This is a genomic window from Mediterranea sp. An20 (assembly GCF_002160055.1).
Classification (GTDB): Bacteria; Bacteroidota; Bacteroidia; order Bacteroidales; family Bacteroidaceae; genus Bacteroides; species Bacteroides avicola.
Map to the genome: position 1 here is coordinate 17,518 of NZ_NFJV01000008.1, position 16,991 is coordinate 34,508.

Below are 16,991 nucleotides of genomic sequence, written 5' to 3' on the forward strand. Positions count from 1 at the left end.
TAGGAAGCTAAACCTGCATTTGAGGAAGCTAAACCTGCATTTGAGAAGGCTAAACCTGCATTTGAGAAGGCTAAACCTGCATTTGAGAAAGCTTAATGTCTATATTTGGGGATTCATTTTTCCGGATGACCCCGATGCATGTCATAAGGAGATTCTCCTGTTTCTACTTTCTCCAGCCGATGTTTCACCTTCTTTATATAAGTGTTTTACCCAACAGCCTTCACATCTTTCACGCAACCTAACAACCTATTGACCAGTCATTTACTGTGAAAGATACATCTTTCACGCATCTTTCACAGCCTACACGCCGTAACAGGCTGTCTACTGCCAAGCGCTCAGAAGCGCGCTGCCAAGCCTTATCAAGCCGGCTTCTACGCTATAAGAAGGAAGATGGATGCAAAGTATAGCAGGACGAGAATGATTTGCGAAATAAAGCGAACGCAGAGACGCAAAAACGCAGAAGATTCATTCAGAGAAGGCAAAGGACACGGAGCCAAACAACAATCCGTGCGCTCTTTGCCCGCTCAAGAAATAAAACTAAGCTCTGCGCTTCTACGTCTCTGCGTTTAATAAAGGATATCTACATACGAAGAAAGCGGAAATGCACCCAATCTTCGACTGGCACATTTCCGCTTTTTTTATAGAATTAAGAGGTAGCTTATGCTTTCTTCAATGCAGCAATGCTTTCCTTCAGAGACTTAATGATGCTTTCGGCATCAGCCTGCTTCTTGCGCTCCAACTCGATGACGGCAGCTGGTGCATGGGCCACAAACTTCTCGTTCGAAAGCTTCTTCAGCACACCCTGCAAGAAGCCTTCCTTGTGTTTCAGTTCGGCTTCCATACGGGCAATCTCGGCTTCCACGTCAATCAGGTTGCCCAGAGGAACGGCGTATTCCGTGGTACCCACCATGAAGGCGGCAGCCCCTTCGGCCTTGTTTTCTACAACATGGATAGCAGAGAGGTTGCACATCTTGGTCAGCACGGCATTATAGCCGGCAATGGGATTCCCGCCAACAACCTGAAGCTCCAGAGTTTCCTTCTGCGCGATGTTCTTCTGCAAACGGATGGCACGGACGTTGCTGACCACCTCCTTCACCACCTCAAACTGCCGGAGCAAGCTTTCATCGTAAGCAGCAGGTGCCAGCATCGGGCTGACCATCAGGCTTTCGCCTTCCTTGCGTTCGCAAAGGTGCTGCCAAAGCTCTTCGGTGATGAACGGCATGAAGGGGTGCAGCAGATGCAACAGATTGTCGAAGAAACCGATGGTGCGGTCGTACACCTCCCGGCTGATGGGCTGGCCGTAGGCAGGCTTGATCATCTCCAGGTACCAGGACGAGAACTCGTCCCAGAAGAGCTTGTAGACAGCCATCAGGGCCTCGCTCAGGCGGTACTTCGAGAAAAGGTCCGCCACCTCGGCAGCCACTGCATTCTGCTTGGCTTCGAACCATTGCATGGCCAGAACGGATGATTCGGGCACAGCCACACCGTCACTTACCTCCCAGCCTTTGAGCAGGCGGAAGGCGTTCCATATCTTGTTGCAGAAGTTACGTCCTTGCTCGCACAATGCCTCGTCGAACAGGATGTCATTGCCAGCCGGGGCAGAGAGCATCATACCCATGCGCACGCCGTCGGCTCCGAACTTGTCTATCAGCTCCAGCGGGTCGGGCGAATTGCCCAATGACTTGGACATCTTGCGGCCCAGCTTGTCGCGCACGATGCCTGTGAAGTAGACATTGCGGAAAGGCATGTCGCCCATGTACTCGTATCCTGCCATAATCATGCGGGCTACCCAGAAGAAGATGATGTCCGGGCCAGTCACCAAGTCGCTCGTGGGATAATAGTATTTGATTTCCTCGTTGCCGGGGTTGTTGATACCGTCGAAGAGGGAGATGGGCCACAGCCACGAAGAGAACCACGTGTCGAGGCAATCCTCGTCCTGGTGCAGAGTGACGGCCCCCTCAACTCCCCCCGAGGGGGAGCTTTGAGCCAACGAAGGGCATTGGGCATATAGTTGTTTCCAAGCTTCTTCCTCATTTTCGGCCACGATAACTTTGGGCAACTTATAAGCCTCCCCTTCGGGGGAGGTTTGGAGGGGCTGCTTTGCTTCCACATACCAGGCCGGGATGCGGTGTCCCCACCACAACTGGCGGCTGATGCACCAGTCCTTGATGTTCTCCAGCCAGTTGCGGTACGTGTTCTTGTACTTGGCGGGATAGAACTTCAGTTCATCGTTCATCACTGGCGGCAGGGCCATGTCGGCAAAGTGCTGCATCTTGAGGAACCACTGCATGGAGAGCTTCGGTTCGATGGGCACGTTGGTACGTTCGGAGAAACCTACCTTATTAGTATAGGCTTCCACTTTCTCCAGCAAGCCGGCATCATCCAGGTCTTTCTCGATCTGGCGGCGCACGTCAAAGCGGTCCATGCCCACGTAGAGGCCGGCGGCTTCGCTCAGCGTGCCGTCATCGTTGAAGATGTCGATGCTGGGCAGGTTGTGCTTCTCGCCCAGCATGTAGTCGTTGACGTCGTGGGCGGGTGTCACCTTCAGGCAACCCGTACCGAACTCCATATCAACGTACTCGTCCTCGATGACGGGGATGACACGGTTCACCAGGGGCACGATGACCTTCTTGCCCTTCAGCCACTGCGTCTTGGGGTCGTTGGGGTTGATGCACATGGCCGTATCGCCCATGATGGTTTCGGGGCGGGTGGTGGCCACAACGGCGTAGGCCGGGGTCCCCTCAACTCCCCCCTCGGGGGGAGTTGAGGGGGCTATATAGTACCTGAGGTAGTAGAACTTGCCGTGCTCCTCCTTATAGATAACTTCCTCGTCGCTGAGGGCGGTCAGCGCCTTGGGGTCCCAGTTGACCATGCGCACGCCGCGGTAGATGAGACCTTTATTGTACAAATCCACGAACACTTTGATGACGCTCTTGCTGCGCGTCTCGTCCATAGTGAAGGCGGTACGGTCCCAGTCACAGGAGGCACCGAGACGGCGAAGCTGCTTCAGGATGATGCCGCCGTGCTCGTTTGTCCAGTCCCAGGCATGACGCAGGAACTCGTCGCGCGTCAGGTCGGTCTTCTTGATGCCCTGTGCAGCCAGTTTGGCCACCACCTTAGCCTCGGTGGCGATGGAAGCGTGGTCGGTGCCGGGCACCCAGCAGGCATTCTTGCCCTCCATGCGGGCGCGACGCACCAGGATATCTTGGATGGTATTGTTCAGCATGTGGCCCATGTGGAGCACGCCCGTCACGTTGGGGGGCGGGATGACGATGGTGTACGGCTCGCGGCCATCGGGTTTGGAACTGAAAAGGTGGTGATCCAGCCAATACTGGTACCATTTACCCTCCACATCGGCGGGGTTGTATTTGCTTGCTAATTCCATGTCTTTGTAGATTAGTTTGATAATGGGCGCAAAATTACGAATTATATTTGAATCCCGACACAACTAAGGCACAGGATTCAACAAAGGTGCAAGCCATTCGGGCGCATCCACCCCCTGCTCCTTGATGCGCCCCAGGCAATTCTTGCCCTTGCGGGTCAGGGCGAAATACATCTGGCGCTTGTCGTGCTCGCCCAGCTTGCGTGCCAGAAGGCCCTTGTCTTCCACCGAGCGGATGGTCTTTGAGGCGTGCGAAGGGGTCATGCCTGTGCAGGCTGTGATGTCACCTGCCGACACGGTGTCCCCTCCCACGCTGCACAGCACCATCGCCTCGTTAAGCGTCACACCGTAGTTTTCCTCCAGTTGGGTTTCCAGTTGGGAAAGGGCCCTCACCAGGTCCCTCATCCCACAGATACATTGAATCTTCTCCATCAGATAAACAAATTAACATTCGCCTCATCGGCACGGTTCATGTATGTGGCCACACCGCCAATGCTCACTTCATCCAACAGTTCTTCGCGCTTCACGCCCATCACGTCCATAGACATCTGGCAGGCAATGAACTCCACCCCGTTGTCGAGGGCTTGCCGACGGAGCGACTCAAGCGAATCCACTCCCTTCTGCTTCATCAGGTAACGCATCATCCTCGCACCGATACCCAACATGTTCAGCTTCGAAAGTTTCAGCTTCCGCGAATCGGACGGAAGCATCAACCCGAACATCTTGCCGAAGAAGTCTTTCTGCACGGCGGGCTTCCGCTCTTTCTTGATGGCATTCAGTCCCCAGAAGGTGAAGAATATGGTCACCTTCTCGCCCGTGGCCGCTGCGCCGTTTGCCAGGACAAACGTGGCCAATGCCTTGTCGAGGTCGTCGCTGAAGAGAATGAAAGTCTTGCCTTTCCCACCCCCACCTGCTTGCGGCGTGGCCGGCAGGGCCGGTGCATCTTCCTTGGCGATACGCACCCGATACACACCGTTCTCTTCTGTTTTGGAGAGGATGCGGTGGCCGGTCGTACGGCACCAAGCCTCAGCATCGCGGGGAAATCCGGCATCGGTGGCACTCACCTCCAGGCACTCGCCGGGTTGCAAGGCTTCCATACCCTTCTTCAACTTCAGGATGGGACCGGGGCACTGCACACCGCAAGCATTTACCTTGACCAGCTTTGCCGCCGACTCGTCCACCGGGGCACAAGCACACTCCACCGGGCGTTTCGGTGCAGACGACCCCTCATCCGGCAGACGCACCGGCGTGATGGCCGCCTTGTAAGTCTTGAGACCGCCTATCAGGTTGCGTACTTCTTTAAAACCATTATCCTTCAATATGTTGCTGGCAAGGTAGCCACGCAATCCCACGCCGCAATACACCCATACGGGCTTATTGCGAGGTATCTCGTCCAGATGTTCCCGCAGTCCGTCAAGCGGCAGGTTGAGGGCACCAGGAATAGCACCCAGCTCGAATTCATCCCGGGTGCGCACATCCACCAAAGTCACCCCACTCAGGTCGGCGTCCTTCAGTTCGCGCCAATAGAGGGGTGTCATCTTCCCGCTCAGGATATTGCCAGCCACATAACCTGCAATGGCCACCGGGTCCTTGGCCGACGAGAAAGGCGGCGCATAGGCGTGCTCCAGCCTGGTGAGGTCGTAGACCGTGCCTCCCTGCTTGATGACCAGTGCCAATTCGTCAATCCGCTTGTCCACCCCGTCACAACCCACTATCTGTGCACCGTAAAGCCGTCCGTCCTTGGGAGAGAACGTGACCTTGACGGCCATCTGCAAGGCGCCCGGATAATAGCCGGCATGAGAGGCCGAGTGCGTAGTGGACGAAAGGTAATCAATGCCCATCTGCTTCAACCGCTTGGCGGGAAGTCCGGTGGAGGCAACCGTCAGGTCGAACACCTTGGCGATAGACGTGCCGATGGAACCTTCATACGCCACCCGGTTGCCGAAGACCAGATTGTCTGCCACGATGCGTGCCTGGCGGTTGGCAGGACCTGCCAGGAAGTTGAGCCACGGCTTGCCCGTGAGGGGATGCGGAAACTCGATAGCATCGCCTACGGCATAGACATCCTCGTCCGAAGTCTGGAGGTATTCGTTAACATAGATGCCCTTCATCTCGCCCAGCTTCAACCCGGCTTCCGAGGCCAGCCGCGTCTCGGCCCGCACGCCGATAGAGAGAATCACCAGGTCCACATGCAAGCGGATGCCCGACTTGAAAGCCACGTCCAACCCTCCGTCCGTCTGCTCGAATCCTTCCACCGCCTGACCCAAGTAAAGCTTCACGCCCTTCTGCTGCAGATGTTCGTGCACCAGCGAAGCCATGGAGTAGTCGATGGGCCCCATCACCTGGTCGGCCATCTCCACCACCGACACTTCCACTCCGGCATGTGCCAGGTTCTCTGCCATCTCCAAGCCAATGAAGCCTCCGCCTACAATGACGGCACGCTTCACCTGCTTCTCGCCCAGGTATTGCTTGATGCGGTCGGTGTCGCTGACGTTGCGCAGGGTGAAGATGCCTTCCGAGTCGATGCCCTTCAGCGGAGGACGCACGGGCGAGGCACCCGGCGAAAGCAGCAGTTTGTCGTAACTCTCCCGGTATGTCTTTCCGTCGGCAGTACGCACGGTCACTTCCTTGCGCTTCACATCAATGGCAGCAACTTCCGAATGGGTACGCACGTCAATATTAAAACGCTGCCCGAAAGCCTCGGGTGTCTGCACGAAAAGCCGGTCGCGCTCCTCAATGACGCCCCCGATATAATAAGGTAAACCACAGTTGGCATACGAGATGTACGCTCCTTTCTCGAACAGAATAATTTCTGCTTTCTCGGTATTGCGACGGATACGAGCCGCAGCAGTAGCTCCTCCTGCTACTCCTCCTACAATAATGATTTTCATACGAGTATCTCCTTTCTCTTGCATAATTATTTTCCATTAGAAACTTTTGCAAAAATACAGTATTAAAGCGAACAAGAAAAGTTTCCATCAGAAAATAAATTAGGCTTTAACAATTATTGGGAAGTGTACTGCCCAATATGTCTCCCAATGTAACGGCAAATGTGGTGCGGGCTTGAAAAAATCCGGTAAACCATTCCGCATCTCATCTTTTTACAGTACTTTTGGGCAACAAAATATACAAGGACTTATGTTTCAGAAAAAGAAAAGCCACACTACAGTACGCCTCGTGCGACTCTTCCTATTGGCCATCCTGCTGGTGGCCGTCATCCTGCTGCAAGCCGTCCCGGGCTGGGGCGATGTCTACGCACAATGCATCTACCCGATTATCGGCAAGCAGTTGTCCGGTCTGTCCGGCCTGGTGCCCTTCGCCGTGGGCGACCTGTTCATCGCCCTCAGCCTCGTGGGCGTGGTGGCGTGGCCGTTCTACGTCCGGTTTCATCAGAAGAGGAGGTGGTGCGCCGGGCTGGCGGGCTCTGCCGAATACCTGGTATGGGTCTACGTATGGTTCTATCTGGCCTGGGGACTGAAGTATTCGCAATCCGACTTTTACCATCGGGCGGGTATCTCTCCTGCCCAGTACACGGAAGAAGATTTCCATGCTTTCGCACGCCACTACATCAATCGGCTGAATGCCTCCTATACCCCGTCCATGCTTGTCAGCCCTGACACTCTTTGCCAAGAAGCGGTGAAAGGCTACAAACAGATAGCCCCCCGATGGGGAGTACATGCCCCCTTCAACAGCCATCCCAAGGTAAAGACCATGCTCTTCTCTCGCCTCGCTTCGATGGTGGGAGTCAAGGGCAGCATGGGGCCGTTCTTCTGCGAATTCACCGTCAACGGCGATGTGCCTCTGTCGGAATATCCTGCCACCTATACCCACGAACTGGCCCACCTGCTGGGTATCTCCAACGAGGGTGAGGCCAACTTCTACGCCTACGTGGTTTGTACCCGTTCCTCCCATAAGGCCATCCGCTTCAGCGGCTACCTCTCGCTCCTGCCCCACGTGCTGAACAATGCCTACCGACTGATGACCCCAGAAGAATATGCTGTTCTCTGCCAGGACATCCGTCCTGAAATTCTCCGACTGGCCCGCCAGAACCAGGAATTCTGGCTAAGCAAGTACAACCGATACATCGGCGAGGCACAAAGCAGACTTTATGAACTGTATCTGAAAGGAAACCGCATTGCCGAAGGACAAAAAAGCTATTCGCAAGTTATCGGCCTGCTCATTTCCTGCGAAAAGGCGCAGAAATCCTTCAATCGGCTCAATCAGCCCTCTTAAGCGCATCGGAAAACTCTCCGTGCAGGAAGCTGCCCGCATTGACGGCTATCCGGATGAACACATGGCAAAACACTGCCTGACGCTAAGCAACAAACTGCCAAGCTATAAGAAGCAGATTGCCGGGCGCTAAGCAGCAAGCGCGATATATATAAGGAGTATTTCACTGATAAGCAAGAAATTACAATCACACGAAGAAAAATCTTCACCCAATGCCTGCAAAACCGTCCTCCTTTCGAGAAACGAAATCCAGGCGTATGGCTCAATCTATCCATACAAAGTTTTTGCCGCAACATTAAGTTTTCGTATCTTTGCTGCCACTAAGCAGTCGGCCGGTCTGTCGCTCGCATTCCGATGCGGGAGGAAAGTCCGGGCAACACAGAGCATCCCACTTCCTAACAGAAAGCTGTCCGCGAGGGTAGAGTAACGCAGAAGAAAAGAACCGCCGCTGCGCCTTTGGGTTCCAGCGGTAAGGGTGAGAAGGTGGGGTAAGAGCCCACCGGCCTTGTGGCGACACAAGGGCCGTGCGTCTTGGGAGTTGTAAGGTCATGTAAACCGGCGTAAAGAGAGTTGCTCGCTCCATGTCGGAGGGTAGACCGCTAAAGCCGTATGGCGACATACGGACGAGATAAATGACAGACACCCCACTCCGGTGGGGCACAGAACCCGGCTTACAGGCCGACTGCTTTCCTTTGAAACAGCAAGAGATACCATTATATATAAATAAGTAGTATGAACAAACGCATTGCCGCCCTCTGGAAATTCCTGACGGATGACATCTGGCGCATCACTGAGAATGAAGTGACCCGTACCACCTTCTCCGTGTACAATATCATCAAAAGCGTTTTCCTCTGCATCAACCGCTTCACCCAAGACCGTGTGGTCAACAAAGCCTCAGCGCTGACCTACAGCACCCTGCTGGCTATTGTCCCCATCCTTGCCATCGTCTTTGCCATTGCCCGCGGCTTTGGCTTCGACAACCTCATCCGCCAGCAAATCATGTCCGGCTTCGGAGGTTCTGCCGAGGCAATGGAAGTTATCCTTGAGTTTGTCAACTCCTACCTGGCGCAAACCAAAAGCGGAGTGTTCATCGGCGTAGGCCTCATCCTGTTGCTCTGGACGGTGCTGAACCTTATCAACAACATGGAAATCACCTTCAACCGCATCTGGCAGGTGAAAAAAGCACGCAGCATGTACCGCAAAATCACCGACTACACCTCCATGCTACTGCTCATCCCCTTGCTGCTGGTCGTGTCCGGCGGTCTGTCCATCTACATGAGCACCGCCCTGAAACACGTGGAAGACTATGCGCTGCTGGCTCCCTTGGGCAAATTCATGATACGCCTCATTCCGTTTGCACTGACATGGTTCATGTTTACAGGGCTTTACATCTTCATGCCCAATACCAAGGTGAAATTCAAGCATGCGCTCATCTCCGGCATCCTGGCAGGTTCGGCCCACCAGGCATTTCAGTTCCTTTACATCAGCGGACAGTTGTGGGTATCGCGCTACAATGCCATCTACGGAAGTTTTGCCGCCCTACCCATGTTCCTGCTATGGCTGCAAATCTCATGGACTATCTGCCTTTTCGGCGCCCAACTGACATACGCCAGCCAAAACATCAGCAATTTCAGCTTCGACAAAGACACCCGCAACATCAGCCACCGATACCGTGAGTTTGTCTCCATCCTCATCATGTCGCTCATTGCCAAACGCTTCGCACACAACGAGCCACCCTACACAGCCGAAGCCATCTCCGAGGCTTGCCGCATTCCTATCCAACTGACACACCTCACCCTCTATGAATTGCAGGAAATCCATCTCATCCACGAGGTCAGCACAGACGAGAAAAACGATGACATAGCCTACCTGCCCTCGATGGACATCAACCAGCTCAACGTGGCTCTCTTGCTGGACCGCCTGGACATACACGGGTCGGAAGATTTCAAAATAGACAAGGAAAAGGCCTTCAACGACGAATGGGACGTTCTGATGAAGGCCAAAGAAGAGTATTACAAAAGTACGGAGAAAATCCTGCTCAAGGACCTGTGATTAAAGTCCGAAAAGAATCTCATAATCCCTTTCAGCAGCCGGTTTCGCCCAGCTGGAGGGGATGAACTTCCACTGATCCAGACTTTCCGGTTTTATCACCCCCCAACGCTCGATGTATTGCATCAGGTAGTAGCGCAAGTCCTTGTCCGTAGCAAACAGGATGCGCTCCTTCAGGTCTTCTTGCGAAATGCCTGCCCCTTTGGTCAGCAATTCTCCACCACCGTTGCCGCGATACGAATTGACAGCCACCCGATACATCTTTTCTTCTTCAAAAGGAGTGGTACCGTCGGCCATACTCAGAATCTTCACCTTCTGCCCTGCGGGCTGCGTCACGTCCACTGTATAGATGATACCGGCAGCCGAATCGAAGTTGTAACTGGGATTCTGGAAGAAAGCCCGTTCTCCGGAACCTTCTCCTCCCTTGCCACTGTTTTCGCGCAACAGCAGCAGGTGGTCGTCGGCCGATTTCATCTGATTCGTCCACAACGCATACGACATCTCCAGGGCATCGTGAATTTCCTTACCGGACAACTGCATGGTGTAGAGCATGTTCTCATACTTATACAAGTTGAACATATCACTCACGTACACATCGCCCTCCTTAATCTGAGCATCGAACGACAAAGGAGCCGCCAGCGAAATGTCTGCCTTGCCAATCTCCAGTTGCAGACGATGAATCAGGTCGACAAAGGCAGAGGGTCCGAAATAAGCCTGCCGCGTAGAGATGGTCTGTGTGAACCGTCCGATTCGCTTCGACACAAAAGCCTGTATGCTGTCATACTGCGGGGCAAAATGTGCCAGGAACTCCGCATCCGGTTCCAACCTGCCGACATCCGTCAGACGGCCTTCCACCCGCTTGCCAGTCACCTTTCCGTCTTCTAATGTCAACGTCACCTCCACGTCGCCCACCGCCAGTGCGTTGTTGGCCGGGTTCACCACCCATACCGAATCGCCCGCCACATTGGCCACCTTGAAGCAGGCTCTGGCATGGTCGTGCCCTATCAGCACCACATCAAATCCAGGCACCCTTTGCGCCACCTCCACCGAAGCATTGTCACGATATTTTCCTCCCATCGTCACCCCTTCCTTTCCGGCATGAAACAGTCCGACGACCACATCCGGCTGCTCCCGCTCACGAATAAGGGGCAACCACTTGCGCGCTGTTTCTTCCATGTCTTCAAAGCGCAATCCCGGCCACAGGCTCTCGGAAAGCCACATGGGAATGGCAGGCGTAATCATCCCCAGTACCACCAGCTTTACCCCATCGCGCTCCAGTACCACGTATGGCTTGCAGTGCGTCTTTCCGGTAGCCGTCTCTATGATATTGGCTCCCAGCACCGGGAAGTGGCAATCGCCTATCCAGCGGTCGAACACAGCACGTCCTGTCTCCACATCATGATTCCCCATATTACCCGCATCATAGCCCATGAAGTTGAGCATTTCTGCCGTCAGGTGCGGTGCCAACGTATCCATATAATTGTAATAATAGGCCGCGGGCTGCCCTTGCAGTATGTCTCCGTTGTCCAGCAAGAGCAGATTATCGCCATACGTTTCCCGCTGCTGCTTGACAAAAGTCTGCACCCGTGCCAAGCTACCCTCTGCCGGTTGCCGCCGGATGAAATCATAAGGATAAAAATTACCATGCACGTCAGAAGTTTCTACTATTTTCAGTTTCACTTCGCGTGTCTGCGACTGAGCCATCACCGGCCATGCCAACAACATGGCCAACCAAAAAATGAAATGTACCATAGGTTACAATAACTGGGTGTTTTTTACCAAAACTTCTAAATTAAACCAACACAATTCTGCCTATCATGCGCCACCAACCCCATTCAGGAAGAAAGAGATACCAGCTGTTCCGGCAGATAACGGACAAGGCAAGTGGTATACATGTATCTTCTTGTCTGACAACACGTTGCTTCCAAAGGCTAAGCAGGTTGCTTCCAAAGGCTAAGCAGGTTGCTTCCAAAGGCTAAGCAGGTTGCTTCCAAAGGCTAAGCAGGCTGCTTCCAAAGGCTAAGCAGGCTGCTTCCAAGCCCGCGGAAATTTGCCTGCAAGCGCCCAAGAAAGGAAATCCCCGCCTCTGCCAGGAGCTGTTAAGCACACTCTGCCCGACAAAGATACAAGAAAAAAATGAAATGCTTGTCTGCCGACACTTTATTCCCTGACCTCTATCCCTATCTTTTTCAAATACTCCAGTTCCTCGTATCCCCACTGGCTGCTCAGGACATTTCCGATTTGCGTTTTCCGCAAGTTATATATCTTTTTCAAGGAAGGGATATGGACAGGTTTCATGATTTCACACTGCACCACTCCTAAATGTTCGACGGTTGTCAGCTGTTCGCCCAAATCCATCATCTTTCCTTCCTTGAGGCCCGACACCTCATCGAGCCGCAAGTAAACCTGCCCCGTATTGTTGGTCACCCCATACAGCAAAGCGTCGTCGGAAGCAGAAGGACAGGCAAAAAACAGCCGTGAACGCTGGCAACGCTTATAAGGCGTTCGCTTTCTTTTATCCATCAACTCAGCCACCGGTACTTTCAAGACTTCTCCCGTTTCATAAACCAGAATGATATATTTCTCATCGGTCTTCACGGCCAGCGTCAGTTCCGTCTCTTCCCAATACTCGCCATCGGTTATCATATATTCATGACCGGGCAAGAAATGCAGATAGCACACCGTATCTGCACCGAAATTGTCATTCCAACTGTGTACCGGATTCTCGCGGATGCGGCTTGTCTCCACCACCCGCCCGGCTGTTGTCTTGCAAAGAGACGAGTCATTCTTCGCGTTCTCTTCTTCGGGATTGCTTTCTGCCAACCCCTCTTCCGCACCGGCAGCGGCAGTCTGCAAGTTTTCCGTACCCCTGCTTTCCGCACCGGTCTCGCGTGCAGCGAGGAAAGCCTCCAAAGCATTCCCTAAAAGCGGCCAGGTAGAACTTCCCTGACGCTGATAGACAGTGCCTTTCATTCTTACCGGACGAGAGCAGGGGGTTATCTTGAGGGCATATACCAGTTTTCTGCCAGCCTCCGGATAATAGGCGTCAATGCAGGCATTGGCCTCATTGCCCATAGAAGAAACAATGTTATTCCGCACATACAAGTCAAACTGATCCTTGCTCATCTTCAGATATTCCAGGTCCTGTTCCAGCCCGGAAGCATATCCCTGGTCGTTCACTCCCAGATATAGAGTCCCGCCGTCCGCATTCAGGAATCCGCAGATTACCTGCATGATTTCCTGAGTCTGCCTCTTTACATCAGCCTTCATGTGGTTGTCAGGCGGATAGACGATACTTGTCTTGAATTCCTGGTGCAGGTTTTCCTCGCCCCAATAACTCAAAGCAGGCTGCTTCACCCCGACATTGAGCACTTCGTTGATTTTGTTCCGGATAGCCTCACGCTCATTCATCATATTGAAATTCTTAAGGCTGTTGTAGCTGATAACCAACTGTGCCAACTGCCTGAGATGTTTATCTCCTTCCGATGAAATGACGTTCCAGACAAAACCGTCGTGCTCCGGACAGTCCATGCACCCTACAATCTGCAATTCGAGCAGCTTGGTCTCCAAAACGGGATAGTTGTTAATCATATCCCTATTAGACTTACCCAGTTCCTTGAGTCTCTCTTCATCAATTTTCCCGTTGATGACAAAAAGCTGCAACATCCGGATAAGCCGCATCCGCTCATTAAAATAAGCAGCCCAGTCCCGATTGCGGATCATAAGTGCCAGAATTCTCGTAAATGCCAGGTAGTTGTAGGTCAGGAAATAATCCTTCTCCTGGATGGCCATCCGGTCGATGATATGAATAAGTTCTTCCACGTATGATTTTTCCATGGTCACTTCAGGCTGCTCCAAATCATATTCGCGCACAGCATCCTCGTACACCTTGTCATCAGCGTAACTGCAAATCAAGTCGGCAAAAGCTTCGTTCAAAGTGAAAGTACCCACAACCTTCCTTTCAAACTCTGCATCAATGACATTAGTCTGCCGGTAATTAGATACCGACACTTCAATACATTCACCTGGTTTTAACGGCTCCGTCTCCTCTACAGGCACCTGCAATGAATAGCCCACTTCACTGACGCATAAATAAGAATTATTAAAGAGATCCAAGACGATGCACTTCACGACATCTCCCGTCTGCACGCATTCCCTCACAAAATCGTTGATATAGTCTGTCATTGTGAAGTTCAACATACCACCGGAGTTCACGCTCAGCACTTTGGCCTTCAGCAGATAAGGCCGACCGTTTTCGTCGAAGAAGGCACTCTCATTGGCATAAATGTTATAGCGTACAATGTTTCTCACGTTCAGGCGTCCTTCGCCATAGTAAGCATCATCTTCTATTCTGCAAATAAAATAGTCGGGATCGGCAGGATCCTGATGGACGATGCGTATGTAGACCTCATCACCCGTCTCTGCTTTCAGTTTCTTGTTCTTCCTGACCGGTTTCAGTGCCGGGCTGTTTATCAGTCCATATTCTATGTCCTTCCAGCATTTCTGGCACTTGGCCAGTTCGTGCGTATTTGCCGGCCACGACAAGTTATCGGTATCGGGCAGAAAAATCTGAATATGATGCCACGGCAGAAGATCTTCGGGCAGACAAGGCACCTGCTTCGTCTTCTCGGACGACTGAATGAATATGTTGCCGTTCATGATTTGCAGTTTACAGTTGGCACCGTTGTATGTCTGCATCACGGTAGTTTTCTTCTGCCTGTCGTTGCCGAAGCCGGAAGACAACCGGATAGCCAGCAATGTCATGTCGTTCACCTCATTCCAGCCAAACTCCAGTTTGTACTGTTCGGCATCGGTCAGGCTGTCAAAGGCTTTTTCCGTAAGAATCGAGCTGTTGCTTCCTTTGATATAAGTCAGATACCTGTAGAGCATCGCACGGCTCAAGGGCCTTTCAAAATTATCTTTCTCGTTGGCCAACAAAAGCTGGATGGCCAGCGCCTTGATCAGCTTAGAGAGGTTTTCGCGCATCTCGTCATTCTCAATGCTGGCCAGTTTGTCAATGCTCTCCCGCTTCTTCTCGATAAACAGTGAAAGCATCTGAATAAAGGCGCTCCGAAACGGTTCTGTCTTCCAGTTTTCTTTATTGCCTTTCAGGATAGTATCGAAGATGACCTGCATCTTTTCCTCCACAATATCCGGCTGGAGATTGAATATACACATCAGTTTTCTCAGCTTCCGCTCAGGATGATACAGGTAGCCGGACTGCTGCATCTTACGCAAATAAGAGTCGATGCAGGGAATATGCTCATGGTTATCAATCAGACGGACCGAATCGAGATAAATATCTGCATTTTCCAACGCAGCAGACAGCATGGCCTGGTAAGCACTCCGCTCCGGAGCAGCGCATTGGGCCAGCGTGTCCGAGTCTTCGAGCAGATAGATGCAAATACTCTTGAACAATTCCAGATACAGGCGGTTTCGCCGGTGACCGGGACCTACCCAGACATCCATGCTTTTCGACAAAGATTCTATGGCAATGATAATCCACTCTTCGTTGTCGTTCATAAAGGCTTCATTCGCTTCCTTAAACACCTTGGCTCTGACAAACAGTTTTTTGAGCCACACAATGATGCTACGACTGGCGCCGACGGCTTCCAGTATGTCTTCCAACAGGAGCAAAGGAAGGCTTCGCCCGCTGGCAGCGTCTTTCGTCACCAGTTCCAGACACAGCTTATTGCCCCTGATAGAACGCACCCGGCATTCTATCCGCTGCCGGATGCTCAACTTGGCCCTGCCATAATATTGCAGGCGGAAAAACAAGCCGTTCCAATCGGCCACCTCATAGTAACCGTTGGGTATCTGGGTGAAATCATTCCGTACCCAGAAAGGATAAACCTTAGCCTCTTCGTAAAACCGGGAAATGATGGGGGCAAAGTCTTGAGTAAAGACCGGCATGTCGTCGTGCACATCCTTGACCAGACACGAAAGCTGTTCGGGAGTGGGGTCATTTTTCTGAAAGGCAAACAACGGAATGGCATATTCCATCCCATCGGCTTCGACGATATAAAACGAACGGGTGTTTTCCGTCCTGATTTCTTTTACCGGCAACAGGTATATCTCGTCTTTTTTAAATCTGGTTTCACTCATAAAGTTGTTATTATAAATTAGGCATCGGTTTGCTATCCACAAACTGTTCACACTGTATCAGGCCCGTTTTGAGAGTTTCTCAAAGGACAATCCTTCATTGCCACCCCAAGTGCAAGACACACTACCAGCCGACCCTATCAGGAAAACCAGGAAAAGACTCCCGCCCAAAGACTGCCCCCAAAGTAAAGCTAACAGGCTCTTTATTGATTTTGCAAAAATAAACAAGATGAACAAGAAAAACAAATACACGCCCTGTTATAACCTTACAGAAGAGGTGATTTAAATTTTTTATCAGGCAACACCGACGCCTATCCTCACACCGGTCATCCCCATAACCTCTTCGAAGCAAATGTCAGAGCGATAAGCAGCAGACTGCAAAGCGATAAGCAGCGGACTGCTTATATATAAGGGAAAATGTCGGGCAAAATAGGCAAAATTCCCTAAAAATACGAGAAAAGAAAACCATATTCAGGCAATGGATGTTACATTTGCATCAAGAAACTCTAAATGCGAACGACTATGGATAAAATGAAACTTACAGCACTCATGCTTTGCGGCGGTCTGCTTCTGTCGGGCTGCGGCACGTTGAACAACACTGCCAAAGGCGGTATCATCGGTACGGGTACGGGAGCTACGGCAGGAGCCGTTATCGGTGGACTGATTGGCAAAGGCAAGGGTGCCGGCATCGGCGCGGCCATCGGGGCGGCAGTAGGTGCAGGTGCGGGTGTCATCATCGGCAAGAAAATGGACAAGAAGGCGGAAGCTGCCGCCCAAATCGAAGAGGCACAGGTAGAACAGGTGACGGACAACAACGGACTGGCAGCCGTGAAGGTGACTTTCGGCGACAACGTGCTGTTCGATTTCAACTCTACCGCCCTGAGCAACGAAGCGAAAGCTGCCCTGCGCGAACTGGCCGAAATCTTGCGTGAAGACCCCACGACAGACATCGCCATCATCGGCCATACGGACAAGGCCGGCACGTATGAAGTGAACATGAAGTTCTCGAAAGAACGTGCCTACAACGTAGAGAACTACCTGCAGGACTGCGGCGTATCGCCCAAACAGTTCAAGGAAGTGAAGGGCGTGGCCTATGATGAATACGACGAGACCAAAACAGCCGCCGAAAACCGCCGCGTAGAGGTCTATATGTATGCCAGCGAAGAGATGATTCAGCAGGCAGAGGCGCAGAGCTGAACCTCATCACCCAAAGGACAATAATAAAAGG

8 protein-coding genes and 1 other RNA gene are annotated in these 16,991 nt (G+C 52.3%); 4 read left to right on the forward strand and 5 right to left on the reverse strand.

The window, feature by feature from the left end; all coding sequences use genetic code 11:
• Positions 1–658: 658 nt before the first annotated feature.
• From B5F34_RS06135 to B5F34_RS06145, 3 genes are all read right to left on the reverse strand, one after another.
• On the reverse strand, positions 659–3,385 hold the full coding sequence (locus B5F34_RS06135) for a valine--tRNA ligase (protein WP_087336169.1): 2,727 nt from the start codon (positions 3,383–3,385) through the stop codon (positions 659–661).
• A gap of 63 nt (positions 3,386–3,448) precedes the next feature.
• Positions 3,449–3,814 carry a MarR family transcriptional regulator gene (locus B5F34_RS06140; protein ID WP_087336171.1) on the reverse strand — a complete coding sequence of 122 codons (366 nt, stop codon included), beginning with the start codon at positions 3,812–3,814 and terminating at the stop codon, positions 3,449–3,451.
• On the reverse strand, positions 3,814–6,273 hold the full coding sequence (locus B5F34_RS06145; protein WP_087336344.1) for an FAD-dependent oxidoreductase: 2,460 nt from the start codon (positions 6,271–6,273) through the stop codon (positions 3,814–3,816). Before B5F34_RS06145 ends, B5F34_RS06140 begins: the two co-directional genes overlap by 1 nt.
• A 247-nt stretch (positions 6,274–6,520) precedes the next feature.
• Between B5F34_RS06145 and B5F34_RS06150 the strand changes: the two genes are divergently transcribed.
• The 3 genes from B5F34_RS06150 (at position 6,521) to B5F34_RS06160 (ending at position 9,664) form a co-directional block, all read left to right on the forward strand.
• Entirely contained in the window at positions 6,521–7,615 is a 1,095-nt protein-coding gene (locus tag B5F34_RS06150; RefSeq protein WP_087336173.1) for a DUF3810 domain-containing protein, read from the forward strand.
• A 321-nt stretch (positions 7,616–7,936) separates the two neighbouring features.
• An RNA gene (gene rnpB, locus B5F34_RS06155) (RNase P RNA component class A) lies at positions 7,937–8,302 on the forward strand.
• A gap of 42 nt (positions 8,303–8,344) precedes the next feature.
• The gene (locus B5F34_RS06160) at positions 8,345–9,664 is read left to right on the forward strand and encodes a YihY/virulence factor BrkB family protein (protein WP_087336175.1); all 1,320 of its coding nucleotides are present in this window, start codon (positions 8,345–8,347) and stop codon (positions 9,662–9,664) included.
• Here B5F34_RS06160 and B5F34_RS06165 read toward each other — a convergent pair whose 3' ends face one another.
• Positions 9,665–11,413 (reverse strand): 5'-nucleotidase C-terminal domain-containing protein, encoded by a 1,749-nt coding sequence (locus B5F34_RS06165; RefSeq protein WP_087336177.1) that lies wholly within the window; start codon positions 11,411–11,413, stop codon positions 9,665–9,667. It lies immediately after the preceding gene.
• A 408-nt stretch (positions 11,414–11,821) separates the two neighbouring features.
• The gene (locus tag B5F34_RS06170) at positions 11,822–15,766 is read right to left on the reverse strand and encodes an ATP-binding protein (protein ID WP_087336178.1); all 3,945 of its coding nucleotides are present in this window, start codon (positions 15,764–15,766) and stop codon (positions 11,822–11,824) included.
• Positions 15,767–16,285: 519 nt separating this feature from the next.
• Here B5F34_RS06170 and B5F34_RS06175 point away from each other — a divergent pair.
• Positions 16,286–16,960, forward strand: a complete 675-nt coding sequence (locus tag B5F34_RS06175; protein WP_087336181.1) for an OmpA family protein — start codon at positions 16,286–16,288, stop codon at positions 16,958–16,960.
• The last annotated feature ends 31 nt before the right edge of the window (positions 16,961–16,991 follow it).

What these genes read in the sequence shown, in the direction of transcription:
- B5F34_RS06135 (WP_087336169.1), bottom strand. Translation starts at nt 3,385, where the DNA reads ATGGAATTAGCAAGCAAATACAACCCCGCCGATGTGGAGGGTAAATGG.
- B5F34_RS06140 (WP_087336171.1), bottom strand. Translation starts at nt 3,814, where the DNA reads ATGGAGAAGATTCAATGTATCTGTGGGATGAGGGACCTGGTGAGGGCC.
- B5F34_RS06145 (WP_087336344.1), bottom strand. Translation starts at nt 6,273, where the DNA reads ATGAAAATCATTATTGTAGGAGGAGTAGCAGGAGGAGCTACTGCTGCG.
- B5F34_RS06150 (WP_087336173.1), top strand. Translation starts at nt 6,521, where the DNA reads ATGTTTCAGAAAAAGAAAAGCCACACTACAGTACGCCTCGTGCGACTC.
- B5F34_RS06160 (WP_087336175.1), top strand. Translation starts at nt 8,345, where the DNA reads ATGAACAAACGCATTGCCGCCCTCTGGAAATTCCTGACGGATGACATC.
- B5F34_RS06165 (WP_087336177.1), bottom strand. Translation starts at nt 11,413, where the DNA reads ATGGTACATTTCATTTTTTGGTTGGCCATGTTGTTGGCATGGCCGGTG.
- B5F34_RS06170 (WP_087336178.1), bottom strand. Translation starts at nt 15,766, where the DNA reads ATGAGTGAAACCAGATTTAAAAAAGACGAGATATACCTGTTGCCGGTA.
- B5F34_RS06175 (WP_087336181.1), top strand. Translation starts at nt 16,286, where the DNA reads ATGGATAAAATGAAACTTACAGCACTCATGCTTTGCGGCGGTCTGCTT.